Source organism: Legionella nautarum (assembly GCF_001467895.1).
Classification (GTDB): domain Bacteria; phylum Pseudomonadota; class Gammaproteobacteria; order Legionellales; family Legionellaceae; genus Tatlockia; species Tatlockia nautarum.
The window spans coordinates 25395-42654 of the sequence record NZ_LNYO01000024.1 but is presented as its reverse complement, the minus strand read 5'-3'; the positions used below and the strand labels follow the sequence as shown (position 1 = coordinate 42654).

The window sequence follows — 17260 nt, the reverse complement described above, 5'->3', positions numbered from 1 at the left end:
ATTAAATATAGATCTACTCACAGTAATGAAATAAAAACATACAAATCATTACGTTACAAGCAGTTCTTGAAAATTCTACTAATTAAGCTAAGTTCCATGCCAAAGAAAGCAATATTTGCTCTATCAGGATTATTAGATCTGATAACAACAGTCCAACGCTGGTGAATCTCTACGATTTTAAATTTTTATAATTAAGTTTCTTCTTGAGCCTTAGCCTTTGCTTTTTCTCGCTCGCTGACAATCTTAGTTGAAAGCTCATTCACCATGAGTGTTAAGTCCTCAGGATTGATCGCATCACGCTCGTAAGGGGGATAACTGGTTGCCATTTGAAAATCTTTGATTAATTCATTGGCTACTGTTCCAGCATATTTATCTTTTGCTCCACTAGCTCGCTCAACAGTAGAAAGATAATTCCTTGTCTCATTAATTGGTAACAAGGGCAATGAAAACTGCTCAGTGTCTTTAACCAATAAGGGTAAACTCACTCCAGAACGACGCAGTCTACTAAAGATGGTCAAGGCCCCTTCTTCCTCTTCTTCAACTAGTTCTTCGATAGGCTCAGGTTCATTGAAACCATGGAAGGCCAGTAAGGCTGCTACACCGCGTTCAATAGGTTCAGTGATATTTGATTCGTGCAATGCTTTTGTAATTAAGTTAATTTCTTCTGTTTCAACGGTTTTGTCGATACTGAGACTACCGCTGTCCAATACTTGCTGGAAGCCAGCAAGTTGTTTTTGTAATTTAATTAAATAATCATCAGGTGGCGGCTCGACTTTTAGGAATTGATTCAACTTTAAGTGTTTAACTGGTGACGGATTAGCATAGAACATCCGCGCCCGCACAATCTTGGATTTGAAAAAGATATGCGCCTCACCTTCAGTTTGATCTTTTAAATCTAATAAATCAATACGGGCTCTTTTTTCAAAAGAAGAACTTTTCGTATCCATATAACTGTTGGCAATACTCGTATCTTTGGTTTGGAATGAATCCACTTTGGTTACATAGGCTTCGCCTGCGGTTTTGGTGAAAAAGTCCCAGGTTTCTGAGGGGTCTTCAAGCTTCATACAAATTTTAATGTTAGTGTTCGCACCGATTGAAGCCGCTTCTTCTTTTGATGCTTTTTGGAACGCAGGCAAATCTTGTCCTGCAAAAATAGCTGAGAAGCCAAGGGAACGCGCCTGCGCTGGCACAACAGCAAAACCTTGTACAGCGTAATAACCATACTCATCCAAAATACACATATAAGGTGTCGGTGAATTGGTTGGTTTTCGTAAAATAACGTCGCGATAGTCACCTTCGACCTGGTCTCCTAAACCTGCAGCCATCATCGCTTTTAAAGAAGAGACAATAACCTTGCCCAAGTTGGATAATTCATCGGGTGATTTTTCCAAAGCAGGTAGCAAAACAACGAGGATACGTCGGTTAAGTACGACGTCTTTGAAGTCCACTTCTGCTAAGTTAGTTCTAATGATATGGCCATAGGTATCAGCAAGGGATGAAAATACTCGTACCAACTGCATGGTAATAAAACCATGTTGCTCCAAAACCTGAGAAACTTGCTTACCTTTTTTTTCCTTATTATAACCTGGTAAGTTGAAAACATAGTTACGAAGGGGGTCTGTAACTAGCTTCGGTACTGATTCAATATTAATACTTTCCTGTTCATCACGTGGGAAGACTTTATCGATCACTATTGCTTCTAAACGCTGCAAATCAAAATAATTTCTTATGGTATTTGCATCAAGTAAAATAGCGCCCTCGTCGCGCATGTAAACGAGTAATTTCATCAGCGCTTCCACGAAGCTAATCGCACGACCTTTCCACATATCGCCATCGGATGACTGCTGGGAAGATCCCATCAAACTGACTACTAACTGAGTTAACATACTCGAAGAACCCTGACAGAAAGGGTTTAAGGTATTAGATAGACGTTTTTCTTGAGGGCCAATAATATCGCGAGCGCCTGTCATGAAGTTAATCAGTAATAAATCGTCTTCGCGACCCATGCTGCGTACCATGGAAAATATTTTGGCGTAGAGTGAGTTATCCCCTTTTCCATCGACATAAATAAAACCACTGGCTTGCACTAAAGCATTATAAGCAAGTGAGACCAAAGCTTCCGTTTTACCGCTACCGGTAGAGCCGAAAATGAGCGCATGGGTTCTTAAATCGTCATTAGCAAACCATAATTCTTCATTGGTTTTTCGGTCATTACCAAAAAACGCGATACCTCGCGCAATATTGGGTGTACCCACTCCAGGCTTTAAGTCATTGTAATCTTTCACGCCAGCAATTTGAGGCAATCTGAAAGGTAATTTTTGTTTGCGCGAATAACTAAAAAGAAAAAATAAAAATCCTAGGACCAGAACTAAACTTGAAATTTCAGAAAGATAATAAGCAATAGCCGCTAAGGAAACTAAGACAATAGATACATTAGTTGGGTCAGAAAAAAAGTCGCCCATCCGTTGGCCAAGAGTCCGGGTGTCCCTTAGCAATAAAGTAGGATCTATTTCATGACGCGAATCTATACCACGCATTAGGGCTCTAACTCCTGCAACTCTTTTGGGGTCAACTTAACTTCTTTTACAGCAATTTCGAGTGCTTTAATTGCTTCATCAATCATCGGCACTAGTGAACGCCTACCCATCTCCTTTTCAGCTCGCCAATGGGCAAAAGGCCCACCCACTTCTACGAAAGGGGTTTGCCTACCAATACTATTAAGCATATACCATAATCGACGATCGAGAGGTTTTAACCACAAAAATTCTGCAGTTGGGACTACACCATCCTCCCGTGCCCCCTCAATCAGAGAAGCTAGCACGGTTAGGAGGTAAGCATGTTTCGCTATAATTTCTTGCACATTTTCCGAATTCTGGTATTTCCTTAATACCGGTCTTGCTACACTGAAATCTGGTTTTCCAGCTGTGCAGGTTTTATCAAGTGTCTCTAGGATGAGGTTAGCTGAATCCCTATCGCGATTCATGCGCGCCATAAACACGGCTGCTAAAGCATAGGCCTGAGGAGAGCAGCGCTCGAATCCATCCCAATAAGGCCCTAATTGCAAAGTAAATACTCTTTTAGCATCCCCTTTTTTGATTCCAGCAGTCATCTCTTGTCCAGGAACAGGATTATCTAAAATAGCATCCTCTTTCTTTAGAAGATGATATTTACGTGCAAATTCCATAGGGGTTAGCGCCATAGCCCAAGGGCCTTTATTAATATCACTATTGGTTAAATCCTCTTTGATGACCGGCATAATTGCAAGCCAATTATGCTGTTCCTGTGCACGTAAGCTTTTCATATTATGGGCTTTACGAAACTTAAGAGTAATGTCCGATTTATAGAGAAAAATAGCGAGTAGAACGAGAATTGCAACAACGGGATAGCGAATGTAATCGCCTACACTTCGAGTTAAGCCAACAAATTGATCCCAATCAACTGTTGCCGGATCGATGGTCTGCATGACATAAACGTTGTTTTCTAATTGAGGATTGCTAACAAAATAACTCACCAATTTGGCTTGCAATACATTTAGATAAAACACAAAAGCAACGATATACTCATGCGCGCTTTTCCAAATAATAAAGGCAGTAAGGAACAACAACACCATAATCCATACAGGTGCCATCGAATTATCATTGTTACCACCGCCTTGCTGTTGTGATTGTTGAGCCATGCAATTTTCAATAAACTGATTATAAATTCAAGTATATACTTTGTTTTAGTGCCGTGCGAGATTCAACTTAGTCTGATTGAGTATTTTTGACTAAGCGCCCTTTAAAATAATGATAGGTACCGGACAGATGAACAAATCGCGTTATACTCTCCAAATTGATCGCATGACCTTTAAGAGTCAGCAAAGGCTTACCAAACTTATCTAGGGGCACCTTATCAGGTGACATTGTTAATAAGTCTGCCTCATTGATATAAATAGCCACATAGGCTTCATTCGCTTTGTTTTCTTTTGATTTAATAGAAAATTGGATTGCTTCTTCATCAGCATAGATTGGCCGTGAAATAATTTGGCGCGATAAATTAGCAAGGAGACGCTCCCAAGATTGTATGTTAGATCCCTCAGAAGAATAGAGGGAAATAAAGACTTCTAACTGACCAGGGCGCGGTACTACGCGATTAACATGGTGGGTTTCGATTTTGGGGGCATCCGAATGGGCACCACTAAGATGAGAAGCAAATTTATCACGTATTTCTTGAAGATTCTTACCTATAACACGTAAAAAATTTGATTCTTCCCAAGGACCTGTCTCCAATGCTTCATCTAAAGCGGCAAGGATGGCATTGGCCTGTTCTTTTGTTAATTCATCTTTCATAAGGGGTACATCAGATCCATACTGATAAAATTAAGTTTCTAACGAAATTATAACAGCATTCAGCGTCTAACGCTGAGTACTGTTATCTAAAGCTTGGTGAGCTTGGAGTTGTTTCTTCTTGCCCAGCTTCAACTTTGGCCCCTTGTGTCTCTTTAATCTTATTACCGCTTGTATAACTATGAATTGTATTGTAACAATCTTTTAAAATCCGTTTTGCTAAACTATTCATTTCATTAGGCCGAATCGCGTCCATCTTCTCGGTTTGGGTATATAAGGTCCTGACACCACGTGCTGCTTCCGCTCCTTCCGTTGTTGGAATTTTCTCAGAACTTTCTTGCGTAGAACTTTCTTTTTGCTCTTTTTGTAGCTTACTAAAATGAGCGTACGGATTTATAGCCATAATAAAAGGTACTCCAATACCAAATTCTAATTTAGTATAAACATACCAAACATTTCCTTAAGATAAACTTAAAGAGGGTTAAACTTTCACTTTTTTTACACTTTGTTTGATAAAAACAACTAATCATACATTAACTCGTCTAAAGGAGTGTAGTCTTTACTCGGACCCCCTTGAATTAATTCATTTAATACATCCGTCATACATAATAAACGCAAGGAGTTAGGGGTAACCTCATCAAACACTACACGTATACCTAACAAGGCGTTTTCTGCCTCATCGAAGGTTGCACCTAAACCATAGCCAAGACAAAGCGAGCAGAGTTGATCCGCACGGCGAGCTATAGCGGGTAGTAAACCAGTATCCGCAAATACTTCTTCAAAACTAACAAAACGATCGTTTAAATAAAATTTAGCATTTAAGGCTGCTGCAATTTTAATCATACATTTACGAATATCGGTTTCCATTATTATTTCCACCAAGGTTGTGATGAACGCAGAGAGCCAGCCAGCAAACTTCTAAGCCAACGCAAAAAAACGGGAACGGTAAACCCATAGTGTTCGATAATGCCAAAAAAGACAGCTGAGACAAGTACTAAAATACCCGTCCAAACTCTTATATGCATTAAAAACAGGAAAATGGGGAAAGCGGCTCTTGCATCCACTAAAAAGAAACGAGCACTTCTAGCGGAGTCCCGCCAGTGCGATGTTTCAGCAAAACCTGCCATAAAAACCTCAGAATGAGAAAAAACAATATAAATTAAGTATATCGTCCAGGGATGAGAATTCAAGGGGACAGAAAAGGAACAAGGTTAAACAGGGCTTTTCTCATCTCAAAGAATCTGTTGGGCCGAGGTCAATACTCATTAGCTAAATTTTGTAAGAGGTATTTATGATTTGGGAGTAAGGGTAGGTCCGCCCTTTTTAGGGGTAAGAATTCCTTTTAATTCATCAGCCATGTTTAATTCATTTGGCTTGATAGGATTACGAACCGGAGCGCTAACAGGATTTGCGGAAAAATTAGCAGTTTGTGCTGGAGCATGCTTTTTCTTTTTTTCTGCATCACGCACCTTGTTTTTTTCTTGTGCATTTCCAGGCTTGGTCGACTTTAATATTAAGCCTCCTAAAATATTTAAAGTGCTGCTGCCCTTTGCCATGATTAGCTCCGAAGAGAATTTGATAATTTCATCATATCAGTAAAATCTTAAGGTTTTCTTAAGATATCTTAATAAATCATAAAAAACTTGCTTCTGTCGAGGGTGGGTCTGAGAAAAAACTCGCCAAATTGCGCTCCAAAGAAGGGTAATCAATTTTGCCTGAGGCTAATAATGGAATCTTAACGTTTGAAAAAATAGCTTGGGGAACTAGTATTTCAGGGTACTTTTGTGAATGTACATGATGGACAAAAGCCGATTTGCTAGCCTCAGAATATTCTGAGAAGAGAATAATTTGCTCCCCTCTGCGTGGACATTTTCTACTTAAAGCAGCATGCAATTGTTCTGGCCACAAGGCGGAAGCAATTGATTCAACTACTGATAAAGAAATCATTTCACCGCCCAATTTAGCAAAACGCTTCACACGACCGTTAATAAATAAAAATCCATCCTCATCTGTACTGACAATGTCACCCGTGTCATACCATCCATCGTTTTCAATGGATTTGTTTGTGTCCGCAGTCAAATAACCAGCCATCACATTGGGGCCGCGAATAAACAGCCGCCCCCCTTCTGCAATCCCTTCGACAGGTTCGATTCGATATTCGATAGCTGGTAAAGCTAAACCTATACTATCCTCTCTCGATGCGAGGGGACAGTTGAGTGAAATCACAGGTGAAGCTTCTGTAGCGCCGTAGCCCTCATAGATTTGAGCATTAAAGGTTTCTTGCCAATGATGTATAGTTTCGGGTTTCACTTTTTCGGCTCCTGCGAAAATATAACGCAGGGAACTAAAATCTTTCGGTCGAGCCGCGCGGGCATACCCTGTCAAAAAAGTATCCGTGGCGAAGAAAATGCTTGCTTTAGTTTCATAAACTAGTCTCGCAATCAATTTAAAATGCAAAGGCGAAGGATAGAAAAAACAAGAATTTCCTGACAGCAAAGGCACAATAGATCCTGCAGTTAAACCAAAACAATGGAAAATAGGTAAGGCATTAAAAAAGATATCCTGAGCAGAAAAATCCACTCGCGACATCATTTGATAACAATTGGCTAAAATATTTTTATGACTTAAGGGTACTCCTTTAGGCACACCTTCTGAGCCTGAAGTAAATAGCACTAAAGCAGTATCCGTAGGTTTAACGGCTTTACCGATTAGAGAATAGGTTAAATTAGGTAATAAAGCTTTTAACAAACCTGCAACTTTTTGAGCTAAGTTAATTTGGGGGGCAAAATCCTCAAGATATTTTAATTTAAATCCCGCAGCGCTTAACTCTCCAACTAAAGCTTCAAGCTTAGCTGTTTGAATAAATTGACGCGAACTGTAAATCGTTTTAATCCCCGCAATTTGACAAATTGAATAGAGATTATAAAAACCGCTGCTAAAATTTAGCATCGCAGGGACACGTCGATATCCTTGTAAAGCAAAAACACTAATTATCCCGGCAATAGTCGAAGGCATCATTACACCGACTATCTCAGCAACCTGGGTTTCCTTTTTAAATTGTCGTCCTAAAATAAAACAACGTGCGATAAATTGGCGGAAAGAGATAGGCTGGCGCTTACTATCTTCAATCAGGGCCGATTGTTTATTGGCATGTTTCGCACCTTGAAGTATCGCGCTAAAAAGGGATTTTTCTGGATTAAAATTAGCAAAACTCATTTCGCTCATTAGGAGGAATAGCTTCCTGCCTATTCGTTTTTCATCTATCGATTTATTCTGTTCAGGAATAAAAGAGAGCTCTCTCATTAGATGAAGTGTAATTTTGGGAAAAAAATGAATGGCGTACTTATCTTTAGCAAGAGAAAAAAAACTATGCTGGGCGCCTTCAATACGCAAGGGGCTAACTTTCTTCTGCAGCTGCCCCAAGACAAAGCCATAATCATCAAAACTCTTCACTTCTCTTGTGAATTCTTGAGGAAATAATACCCAGGATTTTTCAGTTCGAAGCGCATTGATTAGCAATTCCTTGTCTGACAACTGAGATAGATCAAGAAATATCACTTCAGCTAATACGCTCAGAATCTTAATCCATAACTTATTGGCGAGTTGCGGCGGTAATACAAAACTTAAGCGCTCAGAAAAAAATAAGGCCAGTAGCAGCGGATCAATCTTCGAAGTGCAATTCGCAATAATAATAGTAGGGCTGTCTAGCTGGTTGTTCTCATTTCTGACAGTTACTTGAAACCATGCACTTAAAATGGTTTTAAATAGCCAATACATCGGCTTTGCCAAGAATCTCTGCCAACTCCTTTCTAACATGTTTTTAGTCCCCAAAGAGATTAGTCTAAAATCTAGCATTACTTAATTGCCTTTGTCATTGCAATAGATCTATTTCATGCTTGCCCAAAATACCGGGCTGTAATAAAGTGTTGTGCATGTGGCTTAAAAATCAATATCTGAAAACGCTTGCTCTTCTATTAATAATAGTAGCGTTCATCATCTGTACGACAGTTTTTCAAGAGAAAATACCAATTATCCTTCATAAGATTAAAGGATTAGGTTGGCTAGCACCTATTTTATTTCTATTGATTTATTGTCTTGCAAGCATTTTTCTTCTACCTACTATGGTTTTGACACTTGCGGGAGGCGCTTTATTTGGCCCCTTACTAGGCACTCTATTTAATTTGCTGGGGGCAACACTTGGAGCTGCATCTGCTTTTTGCATTAGTCGCCATCTGGCCATTGATTGGTTGGCTGCTACACGCGGGCCTAAGTTAGAAAAGTTAATTTCAGGAGTGGAACGCAGCGGTTGGCAATCGGTTGCTTTGCTTCGCTTACTACCTATCGTGCCTTTTAGTTTAGTGAATTATAGTTTAGGAATGACCCGCATCAAATTTAGTCATTATGTAATAACCACCTTTATTTTTTTAATTCCAGGTGAAATTATTTACACTTATTGCGGGCATGCAGGGATGGATGCGCTTACTCGTCCAGCTCCCTTTTATAAAAATATCAGTCTTCTTACTCTGCTTAGTTTAGCGTTACTTTTTTTCTTATTTAAGCTGCTCAGCCGCTATCGTCATAAAAATAGTTAGCGCTTATCTTCTGCTAATAATTGTACAAGTAAGGAGAGTAAAGGATGGTTTATATTAAACATCTGTCCATCAAAAGAACGAACAGGCTGGATTCCTTGTAAGGCATTACAAGTAAAAGCGGCATCGGCTTGCATTATGTTCTCTTTAGGTAATTCACGGACTGAACAATCTATCCCCCCTTGTTTGCAAAGAACCAATAATCGCTCTCTGATTATTCCAGCTAAAACACCGCTATGACAGGGAGGAGTAATCAGGCAATCATTTTTGATGATAAAAAAATTAGCCACAGAAGTCTCAGTAGCCTGATCTTGAAAATTAAAAAATAAGACTTCATCGGCCTGCGCTGCCTCAGCGCCGCGACGGGCAATAATCGCTTCTAAATAATTTAGCGATTTCAATTGATAAATGGGATTTTTTGCATCGCGCCGCCAAGGAGCACTAATTAGTTCGAGCGGTTGTGAATTTCTATTATAGTGAAATGCGTTAAAAAGAAGATAAGTTTCGCTACCTTGTGCAACTAAACCCCTTGGTGCTCTACCACCACTAAGAATAACTTTAATGCCCCCTTCTTGTAATTTTTTTATGTGGATACAGTGCTTAAGTTTTTCGAGCCACAGATCAAAACTGACCTCGAATGCTAAACCCAAAAAAGCAGCCGCTTTTTTTAACCGCTGCCAGTGGGCCTCAGGGTAACAAGGCTTTTTCTCAACAATCCGGATTGTCTCAAAAAGCCCCTCCCCTAGAAAAATGCGATCATCAAGAGCAAAAGAAAAATCAGCCTCATTTTCTTGAATAAAAATGAGCGTAGGCATTAGTGCTTAGTAATCATCATCAAATTCATCCTTAAGCTCAGCCTCTAAGCGCAAGTCATCCAATTTATTCTCAAGTCGGCGACGCGCATCCATTGTTGAGTTTTCGCTTATATCAATATCCACATCTTCGACAGGACTAGCAAATGAATCACTCTCTACTAAATCATCATCTTCTTCAAACATATCACTCATTTCACTCTCTCAAGGGTTGACTTATTCTATGAGCTAGATAACAGCAATAACTTTGCGCTATATACCTTATTTTTTTCATTCTGCCTAGATCTGAAAAAAAAAATCTTTCAATTTTGCTAACTTGAACTTAGATATCCATCTGAGCAATAATCGAGTAAAAATGACGAAAAATCAAACCATGCCCAATCGCTTTAAGCTTGCCCTTCGACGAAGTTGTCGACAGGTACGCGAAAAATTATCCTCCGAATATCAGCATGCGGCATCCGCTAAACTATGCTCACGTATAAGCAACTTACACCAATACCGCCATGCGAAACGTATTGCTCTCTATCAAGCAACTGGTGGAGAAATCAGCCTAAATCGTTTATGGAACTCAGCTCCTCTTCAAGGGAAGTTTTGCTATTTTCCCGTCCTTAGAGAGGATAAAACCTTATTATTCTTGCCCGCTACCCCTGCAACCGCCTTTGTCAATAATCAATATGGGATTGCAGAACCGGATGTGGATAAATCTCAAGCTATAGCGCCTAAATTACTTGATATTATTTTTATGCCCTTAGTTGCTTTTGATCATTATGGCACTCGCCTAGGTATGGGTGCTGGCTATTATGATCGAACCTTAGCGAATGAAGATCATCCTATGCTTATTGGGGTTGCTTATGAATTTCAACACTATCCTTATATTGAACCACAGACTTGGGATATTCCCCTTACAGCAATAATAACCGAACGAAACACATACTGGAGTAAGAAAGAAAATGACTAAATATTGGTTAATGAAATCAGAGCCGTCCTGTTTTAGTATCGACGATTTACGTGCTTCACCTAATCAATCCACTCATTGGGATGGTGTACGAAATTATCAAGCACGTAACTTTATCCGCAATGAGATGTCAATTGGTGATCAAGTACTGTTTTATCATTCGAATTGTAATCCACCAGGAATTATTGGCATTGCCGAAGTCACCTCTAAACCTTATCCTGACTATACGGCTTTTGATCCGAATAGCGAACATCCTGATCCCAAGAGTAATCCTGATAATCCACGATGGTTTATGGTTGATATTCGTTTCAAAGAGAAATTTAAAGAACTTATTCCACTTGATACCTTAAAACGCTACCCCGAGCTTGAAAACATGCCTCTCGTTCGTAAAGGCAATCGCTTATCGGTTTCGCCTGTAAGTCGCGATGAGTGGTTATTTATTACAAAAGAGTTGGTTGCGGGTTGAGTGAGGCGGCTACTCCACGGACGAGCTTAAAGCGCATCCCCCCCTACTTCGCCCGTTCTTATCCGTACTACCTGTTGCAATTCATAGACAAAAATCTTGCCATCACCGATTTTGCCTGTATGGGCTGCTTTGCAAATGGCATCAATTGCTGCTTCTACCATATCATCGGCTAAAGCCAATTCAATTTTTATCTTAGGTAAAAAATCGACGACATATTCCGCACCGCGGTAAAGTTCCGTATGTCCTTTTTGGCGACCAAAACCTCTTGTTTCCGAGATAGTAATACCGGGCACGCCAATTTCCATTAGCGCCTCATGTACGTCATCAAGTTTGAACGGCTTGATAATCGCTGTCAGCATTTTCATAGACTTATTCTCCAAAACGACTCGCACTAAAGGGCTGTGGATTAGTTAGTAATTCCTCTCCAGTCATCATTTCAGCGATTAAGCGTCCAGTGACCGGACCCAGTGTTAGTCCATGATGTGCATGGCCAAATGCAAACCAAAGCTCCTTGTGACGAGGGGCTTTACCGATGATAGGAAGCATATCAGCTGTACAGGGCCTAGAGCCCATCCAGGGTAATTCTTCAAGTCGCTCGGTAATAGGAAAAAGGCTTCGTGCAATTGGTTCTACTCTATTAAGTTGTACTGGAGTTTTTTTTGAATCCCGCTTTGCAAATTCAGCTCCCGTTGTTATGCGAACACCACGTGTCATCGGGACCATCATGTAACCATTCTCAATGTCTAATACCGGATGTGTAAGGCGTGTGTTTGGCCTAGCATTGTAATGCATATGATAACCACGCTTGACCGCCAGTGGAAAACGATAGCCAAGTCGAGAACTCAATAGATCTGACCAAGGTCCCAAAGTTACCACAACCGAATCGGCTTTGATCTGACCTTCTTTAGTTTTAACGGTCCATTGATTGGCTAAGCTAAGCGCATCACCAAAAAAGAAGCGGCCACCTAAGCGTTCAAAATAGTTTGCATAGGCAGCGACTAATCTGCCAGGATCGCTCACTGATTCTGATTCAGTATAATGAAGAGCCCCAACCAAGCGTTGATCAAGATCAGGCTCAACCAGACGTAATGAAGCCGCAGTTAAATGTTTAAATTGAATGCCATGCTCAGCCTGGCATTTTTCAGCAAATCGTGTTTCTTTATCTTGGACTTTTGTAGTTCTGAACACTTTAAGCCATCCGTCTGCCCGAAATAAATGTTTAGCCCCAGCTAATTCAGCCAAGCGATGATGCTCGCTGACACTGTGTTGAATCAAGGTTGCATAGGATCGAGCAATTTGAGCATGACGTTGAGGATGAGAATTAAACCAATATTTCCATAGAAAAGGCGCCAATTTCGGTATTGAAGCGGGGTGATAGCTGACCTCAGGTGAACGATTAAATGCATATTTAATCAGGGAGCGCAAATCTCTCGGAAAAGCATAAGGGTAGACTCCCTCCCGTTGAATCAATCCGGCATTGCCAAAAGAGGTTTCAGATCCTGGAGCTTTTAAATCAACTAAAGCGACTGAACAACCTCGCATGCGCAAGTGCATAGCGACTGATACACCAACAATTCCGCCACCAAGCACCATGGCATCAAACTTCATAACCTAAATCTCCATTTACTGAATGAATTTGATTTTGCAAAGTTATTATTGTGCACTAAGCCTCGAATTTACAACCTTTATTCCCAGAAAATAACGATAAGTTTGCGATTGACCTAAAAAAAATTAGATTTTATTGAGGGCAAATTTATAAATAATTGCTATTGTAAAATTGATTTGTGCTGTTTATTATCAATTAAAATATAACCGCTCTGTTAATAAATAACTCGGCAAGGAGAAAAATTATGCCTAAAGAACCCTACCAATCATCATCACCTATCCCTATTCCTAGAAGACAGACAAACCCTCAAACGTCTCAAAGTTCTTATCCTGCTTTCTTTTCACCAAAACAAGAAGAGGCTGCTAAAGCCAGCGAAAGAGCAGAAAGCTTAATAAGTGGTGATGCTCGTATGAGTCCATCTGCTTCCTTACAACCACTCTCTTCCATAGCAGGTTAACCTATCAGAAAAATAAAATCTCTTCCAGCCGACCTGCTAGTAGAATTACTAGCTCAGCATTGCTAGACTGTCGCTATTACAATTATTATGCGGGAATTTAGCAATGTTCGATCCAAAACACTTCGATGACTTGGCCAAAAAACTGTTCGCCAGCTTACCAACCAGCTTTCAAAATTTTGAAAATGATATCCAACAAAAGTTTAAGGAAATCCTGCAAGCAACTTTTGCTCGTATGGATTTAATTACTCGCGAAGAGTTCGACGTGCAAACCAAAGTATTAGCAAGAACACGTGAGAAATTAGACGCGTTACAAGAACAGGTCGATGCCTTGTTAGCAGCAAAACAAAGCAAAGAAAAAAAAGCAAAGCATTAATCCTGTCATAACAACAGAAATGATAAACTTTCGCTAAAGGATAGGAACTCTGCTTAGCAAAGTAAATTTAGTCCAATCTTAAGGAAGATCCATGAATCTCGCTTTTAGCAAAACCCGCTCTACGGTGGGTATTCAGGCGCAACCCGTTTCCGTTGAAGTCCATTTATCGAATGGCTTACCCAGCTTTACTATCGTGGGTTTAGCAGAAACAGCCGTCAAAGAAAGTAAAGACCGCGTACGTAGTGCTATTATTAATAGTCAGTTTGACTTTCCTTGCCGTAAAATCACCGTTAACCTGGCTCCTGCTGATTTACCCAAATCGGGCAGCGGCTTTGATTTACCTATAGCCCTTGGCATTCTTGCCGCTTCCGGACAAATACCTCTGCACAAATTAGCCTCCCATGAGTTTATTGGTGAACTCGCCCTAAGCGGTAACCTACGAGGCGTCTCTGCAATTATCCCTGCTGTGCTTGCCGCTCGTCGAGACCAGCAATTATTAATTATCGCCGCAGCTAATGCCGAAGAAGCGTCTCTCGCAGGACCAAACAAAGTATACGCAGCAAACAACCTTCGTGAAGTCTGCAGTTATTTATGCCAAGATACTCCCCTACAAACTCTCCCTCCTCAACCACAATCCGATTCTTCTCATGCTGCAATGGATTGGTCGGATGTAAAGGGGCAAACTCACGCCAAACACGCTTTTGAGATAGCAGCCTGCGGTGGTCATAGCATTTTATTAAGTGGACCCCCAGGTAGCGGGAAAACGATGCTAGCCAAACGTTTTATTACTTTATTACCTCAATTAACTGAAGCAGAAGCCCTTGAGTGTGCAGCAATTAACTCAATACATGGTCGACTGCCCAATTATAATGAATGGCGCCATCCACCATTTCGTTCACCCCATCATACGGCTTCGCCAGTGGCCTTGGTCGGGGGAGGTAATCCGCCCAAACCCGGTGAAATTTCACTTGCCCATCATGGGGTTCTATTTCTTGATGAACTGCCTGAGTTTCATACTCGTGTTTTAGAAACATTGCGTGAACCTTTGGAGTCGGGCCATATTTGCATTTCAAGGGCAGCGGCGCAAATTGAATTTCCTGCAAAATTTCAACTTATCGCCGCAATGAATCCCTGTCCTTGTGGTCAATGGGGAAATCCCCAAGCTAATTGTCTATGTTCGCCGGATCGTATAAATCGTTATTTGGCTAAATTATCCGCTCCGCTTCTTGATCGAATTGATATGCAAATTAATGTACAAGCCCTGTCACAGGCCGAGTTAGTCAAACCCCATGATGAGAAAGTGGAGCAAAGTCAGACAATCAAGCAGCGCGTAGATAAAATTCGTTTGTTACAATTGAAGCGTCAAGCTTGCTTGAATGCAGAATTAAACACAAAAGATTGCGAACGATTCTGCGCTCTGCAACAAGAAGAACAGCAGTTTTTAAGTCAGGCTTTAGAGCGGCTTAAATTATCAGCTCGCGCCTATCATCGCCTTTTAAAAGTAGCTAGAACAATTGCGGATATGAATCAGCGAGAGAACGTAGAACTTAGTTGCTTGCAGCAGGCTTTGGCTTTTAAACAAACTATTAAGGCACCCATATAAGGATGACTATCTCCTTTTATCTGGTTCCATTACGGTGCTGAGGCATCAGAATTTTTATCTCTGTGCATTTTTGTTACCCTGCGCAAGACTGAAGCCTAGAAACCCAGCCTGCGAATAGACAGGCTAGTTTTTAGATTTATAACTACCTGTTTCCAGTTTCATAATCATTTCATTGACTAGAGTTTGTAATTGATCAACTTCATTATTTTTGCACTCGTTTATTGTTTCTAAATTTTTCATGCTCATTAAATCTGCGTGATCGATTTCATTTTTTAAAACTAGAATAGTGTGTTTTAATTGTTGTTTAAAATCCTCTTTGGTTTTCGCAAGTTTTTCTTGTGTATCCAAACAGATTTCCTCCAATTCTGAACGTAGGTCAAGAACAATTTTATTTAATTTTTGCTCTCCCTTTTCACGCTTCACTAAAGACATCTTTTTCTCCAAAAAGTTCTCCGCCCGAGAAGACTTCGAGTTAATAATATTAATCAAAACGTTCTATATAAAATATAGACTAATTTTTCCACCAAGAGAAACTCAATTAATATTCAAAACGTTAGTTCTCAATTTATAAAAATAAAAATATTTTTTATTTTTGTAGCTATAATTTTATAGCAATCAAACAATAATGGACTATTGATGGCTTATCAGAGAAAGGTATTTAACCAGCTATTTAAGGTAGACGCCCAGGAATTCGAACAGCATTTATCTAAAGAAACTGCTCTGCTTGAGGAATGGTTTATTCAGCAAAAGTTCATGGAGCGTGAATTAGCTATTGGTGCTGAAATTGAATTTTTCCTTCTTGATAAATACTATGCGCCTCTACCAAAAAATTTAACATTCATTGACTTAGTCAATCAACCTTTCTTAAAACAAGAGGTTGGAGCAGCTCAACTTGAAATCAATAGCTTACACTTCAGCCTGCACGATGATTGCTTTAGTTCTTTTCATAATAATATTTTAGAGTTCTGGCAACAGTGTCTGCGGGTAGCCAACAATCATAATCATCATTTGGCTCTAATAGGGACCTTACCTACTGCCTCTAGTGAATATACTTCACTCAAATTTATGACCAATAAATCAAGATACCAAACACTGACTTATAACATGAAGAGTTTTTGTAAAGGTAAATTGCCAAAATTGCATATTGAAGGCCAAGATATTTTGTCAATAGTACCTAAATCTTTGGCAATTAATGGGTTAATATCCGCTTTGCAGTTACATATCCAAGTTGGACAAAGCCAATCGGTTCAATATTATAATATTGCTCAAGCCATTGCAGGCCCCATTTTGGCAATCTCTGCCAATAGCCCTTTTTTATTTGGGAAGCAACTTTGGAGTGAAACAAGAATCCCCATATTTGAACAAACCATGGCAGTGCATTTATTTGGCCAAGAAGGAGGATTTAAATCTTGTTTGTTTGGCACTAATTATCTCCGTGATTCTTTTTTTGAATTATTCGATCAAAATTATCATTTCTTTCCGCGACTTATGCCTGAAGTTTCCCTCAATTTACCACCAGAAAAAATGGTTCATGTGAAACGGCAAAATGGCGTAGTCTATCGTTGGAATCGCCCTGTCATCGATTTTAATCCCGATTTAAAACCGCATTTACGTATTGAGCATCGTGGCCCATCTTGCGGGCCAACGATTATTGATATGGTTGCCAATGCGGCCTTTTTTTATGGCCTTCTTTATTATTTTGCTACTCAAACTGTCCCGATTGATCATCTTTTACCCTTTTATGATGCTCGTCGAAATTTTTTCAATGCAGCACGTTTCGGCATAAAAACAAAATTTAAATGGTTTGCTAATCATGAAATCTCTGCCTTAAAACTTTTGGAAGAATTACTGCCGTTATCTTATAAAGGATTGGAGGCACTTGGGGTTTCTTCAGCAGATAGTAAATTTTATTTGGAAATTATAAAACAGCGAGTGAAAGCAAAAACAAATGGCAGTGAATGGCAAATCAGTTTCATCGAAAAATACGGCAAAGATTTCTATAATATGATGGGATGCTATTTGGAAAATCAATACCAAGATCGCCCCATTTCAGAATGGAAAGTCTGAGGAAAAA

The 17260-nt window shown here is 39.9% G+C and carries 20 protein-coding genes; 7 read left to right on the top strand and 13 right to left on the bottom strand.

Annotation, left to right across the window (positions count from 1 at the left end):
• Positions 1–191: 191 nt before the first annotated feature.
• From Lnau_RS12050 to Lnau_RS12015, 8 genes are all read right to left on the bottom strand, one after another.
• Positions 192–2537 carry a TraM recognition domain-containing protein gene (locus Lnau_RS12050; RefSeq protein WP_058505402.1) on the bottom strand — a complete coding sequence of 782 codons (2346 nt, stop codon included), beginning with the start codon at positions 2535–2537 and terminating at the stop codon, positions 192–194.
• The gene (gene icmP, locus Lnau_RS12045) at positions 2537–3676 is read right to left on the bottom strand and encodes a type IVB secretion system coupling complex protein DotM/IcmP (RefSeq protein WP_058505401.1); all 1140 of its coding nucleotides are present in this window, start codon (positions 3674–3676) and stop codon (positions 2537–2539) included. Before icmP ends, Lnau_RS12050 begins: the two co-directional genes overlap by 1 nt.
• Before the next feature lie 67 nt (positions 3677–3743).
• Positions 3744–4328 carry a Dot/Icm secretion system protein IcmQ gene (gene icmQ, locus Lnau_RS12040; RefSeq protein WP_058505400.1) on the bottom strand — a complete coding sequence of 195 codons (585 nt, stop codon included), beginning with the start codon at positions 4326–4328 and terminating at the stop codon, positions 3744–3746.
• Between the two features lie 82 nt (positions 4329–4410).
• Positions 4411–4728 (bottom strand): hypothetical protein, encoded by a 318-nt coding sequence (locus Lnau_RS12035; RefSeq protein ID WP_058505399.1) that lies wholly within the window; start codon positions 4726–4728, stop codon positions 4411–4413.
• A gap of 119 nt (positions 4729–4847) precedes the next feature.
• Positions 4848–5192: a type IV secretion IcmS family protein gene (locus Lnau_RS12030; protein WP_058505398.1), complete on the bottom strand. Its 345-nt coding sequence runs from the start codon at positions 5190–5192 to the stop codon at positions 4848–4850.
• Positions 5193–5194: 2 nt separating this feature from the next.
• On the bottom strand, positions 5195–5452 hold the full coding sequence (gene icmT, locus Lnau_RS12025) for an IcmT/TraK family protein (RefSeq protein WP_058505397.1): 258 nt from the start codon (positions 5450–5452) through the stop codon (positions 5195–5197).
• A 162-nt stretch (positions 5453–5614) separates the two neighbouring features.
• The gene (locus Lnau_RS12020) at positions 5615–5881 is read right to left on the bottom strand and encodes a hypothetical protein (RefSeq protein WP_058505396.1); all 267 of its coding nucleotides are present in this window, start codon (positions 5879–5881) and stop codon (positions 5615–5617) included.
• Between the two features lie 76 nt (positions 5882–5957).
• Complete coding sequence (locus Lnau_RS12015) at positions 5958–8141, bottom strand: AMP-binding protein (protein ID WP_058505395.1); 2184 nt, start codon at positions 8139–8141, stop codon at positions 5958–5960.
• Between the two features lie 116 nt (positions 8142–8257).
• Here Lnau_RS12015 and Lnau_RS12010 point away from each other — a divergent pair, with 116 nt between their 5' ends.
• On the top strand, positions 8258–8917 hold the full coding sequence (locus tag Lnau_RS12010) for a TVP38/TMEM64 family protein (RefSeq protein WP_058505394.1): 660 nt from the start codon (positions 8258–8260) through the stop codon (positions 8915–8917).
• Here the strand turns inward: Lnau_RS12010 and Lnau_RS12005 are convergent.
• On the bottom strand, positions 8914–9729 hold the full coding sequence (locus Lnau_RS12005) for an aminotransferase class IV (protein WP_058505393.1): 816 nt from the start codon (positions 9727–9729) through the stop codon (positions 8914–8916). The genes Lnau_RS12010 and Lnau_RS12005 overlap by 4 nt on opposite strands.
• Positions 9730–9735: 6 nt before the next feature.
• Complete coding sequence (locus Lnau_RS16015) at positions 9736–9921, bottom strand: PA3496 family putative envelope integrity protein (RefSeq protein ID WP_065240298.1); 186 nt, start codon at positions 9919–9921, stop codon at positions 9736–9738.
• A 160-nt stretch (positions 9922–10081) separates the two neighbouring features.
• Between Lnau_RS16015 and Lnau_RS12000 the strand changes: the two genes are divergently transcribed.
• The gene (locus Lnau_RS12000) at positions 10082–10684 is read left to right on the top strand and encodes a 5-formyltetrahydrofolate cyclo-ligase (protein WP_238585976.1); all 603 of its coding nucleotides are present in this window, start codon (positions 10082–10084) and stop codon (positions 10682–10684) included.
• Positions 10677–11147, top strand: a complete 471-nt coding sequence (locus Lnau_RS11995; protein WP_058505392.1) for an EVE domain-containing protein — start codon at positions 10677–10679, stop codon at positions 11145–11147. Before Lnau_RS12000 ends, Lnau_RS11995 begins: the two co-directional genes overlap by 8 nt.
• Before the next feature lie 26 nt (positions 11148–11173).
• Here Lnau_RS11995 and Lnau_RS11990 read toward each other — a convergent pair whose 3' ends face one another.
• Together Lnau_RS11990 and Lnau_RS11985 are read right to left on the bottom strand one after the other, a co-directional pair.
• Positions 11174–11512: a P-II family nitrogen regulator gene (locus tag Lnau_RS11990; protein WP_058505391.1), complete on the bottom strand. Its 339-nt coding sequence runs from the start codon at positions 11510–11512 to the stop codon at positions 11174–11176.
• Positions 11513–11516: 4 nt separating this feature from the next.
• Positions 11517–12755: an NAD(P)/FAD-dependent oxidoreductase gene (locus Lnau_RS11985; protein ID WP_058505390.1), complete on the bottom strand. Its 1239-nt coding sequence runs from the start codon at positions 12753–12755 to the stop codon at positions 11517–11519.
• Positions 12756–12997: 242 nt separating this feature from the next.
• On the opposite strand from Lnau_RS11985, the gene Lnau_RS11980 reads away from it, so the two are divergent.
• The 3 genes from Lnau_RS11980 to Lnau_RS11970 all read left to right on the top strand — a co-directional run bounded on the left by Lnau_RS11980 (position 12998) and on the right by Lnau_RS11970 (position 15186).
• Positions 12998–13210 carry a hypothetical protein gene (locus Lnau_RS11980; protein ID WP_058505389.1) on the top strand — a complete coding sequence of 71 codons (213 nt, stop codon included), beginning with the start codon at positions 12998–13000 and terminating at the stop codon, positions 13208–13210.
• Positions 13211–13313: 103 nt separating this feature from the next.
• The gene (ubiK, locus tag Lnau_RS11975; RefSeq protein WP_058505388.1) at positions 13314–13583 is read left to right on the top strand and encodes a ubiquinone biosynthesis accessory factor UbiK; all 270 of its coding nucleotides are present in this window, start codon (positions 13314–13316) and stop codon (positions 13581–13583) included.
• Between the two features lie 91 nt (positions 13584–13674).
• On the top strand, positions 13675–15186 hold the full coding sequence (locus Lnau_RS11970) for a YifB family Mg chelatase-like AAA ATPase (RefSeq protein ID WP_058505387.1): 1512 nt from the start codon (positions 13675–13677) through the stop codon (positions 15184–15186).
• A 123-nt stretch (positions 15187–15309) separates the two neighbouring features.
• Here the strand turns inward: Lnau_RS11970 and Lnau_RS11965 are convergent, their stop codons facing one another.
• Entirely contained in the window at positions 15310–15618 is a 309-nt protein-coding gene (locus Lnau_RS11965) for a hypothetical protein (RefSeq protein ID WP_058505386.1), read from the bottom strand.
• Positions 15619–15822: 204 nt separating this feature from the next.
• Here Lnau_RS11965 and Lnau_RS11960 point away from each other — a divergent pair, with 204 nt between their 5' ends.
• On the top strand, positions 15823–17253 hold the full coding sequence (locus tag Lnau_RS11960) for a glutamate-cysteine ligase family protein (RefSeq protein WP_058505385.1): 1431 nt from the start codon (positions 15823–15825) through the stop codon (positions 17251–17253).
• The last annotated feature ends 7 nt before the right edge of the window (positions 17254–17260 follow it).

Bases quoted from the DNA above. Each gene is read 5' to 3' on its own strand.
- Lnau_RS11980 (WP_058505389.1), top strand. From the start codon at position 12,998: ATGCCTAAAGAACCCTACCAATCATCATCACCTATCCCTATTCCTAGA.
- icmQ (WP_058505400.1), bottom strand. From the start codon at position 4,328: ATGAAAGATGAATTAACAAAAGAACAGGCCAATGCCATCCTTGCCGCT.
- Lnau_RS11990 (WP_058505391.1), bottom strand. From the start codon at position 11,512: ATGAAAATGCTGACAGCGATTATCAAGCCGTTCAAACTTGATGACGTA.
- Lnau_RS12050 (WP_058505402.1), bottom strand. From the start codon at position 2,537: ATGCGTGGTATAGATTCGCGTCATGAAATAGATCCTACTTTATTGCTA.
- Lnau_RS11970 (WP_058505387.1), top strand. From the start codon at position 13,675: ATGAATCTCGCTTTTAGCAAAACCCGCTCTACGGTGGGTATTCAGGCG.
- icmP (WP_058505401.1), bottom strand. From the start codon at position 3,676: ATGGCTCAACAATCACAACAGCAAGGCGGTGGTAACAATGATAATTCG.
- Lnau_RS12020 (WP_058505396.1), bottom strand. From the start codon at position 5,881: ATGGCAAAGGGCAGCAGCACTTTAAATATTTTAGGAGGCTTAATATTA.
- Lnau_RS11995 (WP_058505392.1), top strand. From the start codon at position 10,677: ATGACTAAATATTGGTTAATGAAATCAGAGCCGTCCTGTTTTAGTATC.
- Lnau_RS12005 (WP_058505393.1), bottom strand. From the start codon at position 9,729: ATGCCTACGCTCATTTTTATTCAAGAAAATGAGGCTGATTTTTCTTTT.
- Lnau_RS11985 (WP_058505390.1), bottom strand. From the start codon at position 12,755: ATGAAGTTTGATGCCATGGTGCTTGGTGGCGGAATTGTTGGTGTATCA.
- Lnau_RS12015 (WP_058505395.1), bottom strand. From the start codon at position 8,141: ATGTTAGAAAGGAGTTGGCAGAGATTCTTGGCAAAGCCGATGTATTGG.
- Lnau_RS12010 (WP_058505394.1), top strand. From the start codon at position 8,258: ATGTGGCTTAAAAATCAATATCTGAAAACGCTTGCTCTTCTATTAATA.
- Lnau_RS12035 (WP_058505399.1), bottom strand. From the start codon at position 4,728: ATGGCTATAAATCCGTACGCTCATTTTAGTAAGCTACAAAAAGAGCAA.
- Lnau_RS12030 (WP_058505398.1), bottom strand. From the start codon at position 5,192: ATGGAAACCGATATTCGTAAATGTATGATTAAAATTGCAGCAGCCTTA.
- icmT (WP_058505397.1), bottom strand. From the start codon at position 5,452: ATGGCAGGTTTTGCTGAAACATCGCACTGGCGGGACTCCGCTAGAAGT.
- Lnau_RS11965 (WP_058505386.1), bottom strand. From the start codon at position 15,618: ATGTCTTTAGTGAAGCGTGAAAAGGGAGAGCAAAAATTAAATAAAATT.
- Lnau_RS16015 (WP_065240298.1), bottom strand. From the start codon at position 9,921: ATGAGTGATATGTTTGAAGAAGATGATGATTTAGTAGAGAGTGATTCA.
- Lnau_RS12000 (WP_238585976.1), top strand. From the start codon at position 10,082: ATGACGAAAAATCAAACCATGCCCAATCGCTTTAAGCTTGCCCTTCGA.
- Lnau_RS11960 (WP_058505385.1), top strand. From the start codon at position 15,823: ATGGCTTATCAGAGAAAGGTATTTAACCAGCTATTTAAGGTAGACGCC.
- ubiK (WP_058505388.1), top strand. From the start codon at position 13,314: ATGTTCGATCCAAAACACTTCGATGACTTGGCCAAAAAACTGTTCGCC.